This is a genomic window from Odoribacter sp. N15.MGS-14, from assembly GCF_000980245.1.
GTDB lineage: Bacteria > Bacteroidota > Bacteroidia > Bacteroidales > Marinifilaceae > Odoribacter > Odoribacter splanchnicus.
Genome location: NZ_LARE01000198.1, coordinates 1 through 541, shown reverse-complemented (window position 1 = coordinate 541; position 541 = coordinate 1). Strand labels below are relative to the sequence as shown.

1 rRNA gene is annotated in these 541 nt (G+C 52.3%); it reads left to right on the top strand.

The annotated features are described in order from the left end of the window. Window positions 1-541 (top strand): 23S ribosomal RNA (locus tag WS34_RS15120); the annotation flags it as partial.

The following is a 541-nucleotide window of genomic DNA, read 5'->3' as shown; positions in this document are numbered from 1 at the left end:
GTGAAATTGTAGTATCGGTGAAGATGCCGATTACCCGCGATGGGACGAAAAGACCCCGTGAACCTTTACTATAGCTTTACATTGAGTTTGGGCAGACGATGTGTAGGATAGGCCGGAGGCTTTGAAGCAGGTACGCCAGTATTTGTGGAGCCGACGTTGAAATACGGCCCTTCGGTTGTTTGAGTTCTAACTCCTAGTTAGGAGGACACTGTATGGTGGGTAGTTTGACTGGGGTGGTCGCCTCCAAAAGCGTAACGGAGGCTTCTAAAGGTGCCCTCAGACCGATTGGTAACCGGTCGCAGAGTGTAATGGCATAAGGGCGCTTGACTGGGAGACATACAAGTCGATCAGGTAGGAAACTAGAGCATAGTGATCCGGTGGTTCCGCATGGAAGGGCCATCGCTCAAAGGATAAAAGGTACTCCGGGGATAACAGGCTGATCATTCCCAAGAGCTCATATCGACGGAATGGTTTGGCACCTCGATGTCGGCTCGTCACATCCTGGGGCTGGAGAAGGTCCCAAGGGTTGGGCTGTTCGCCC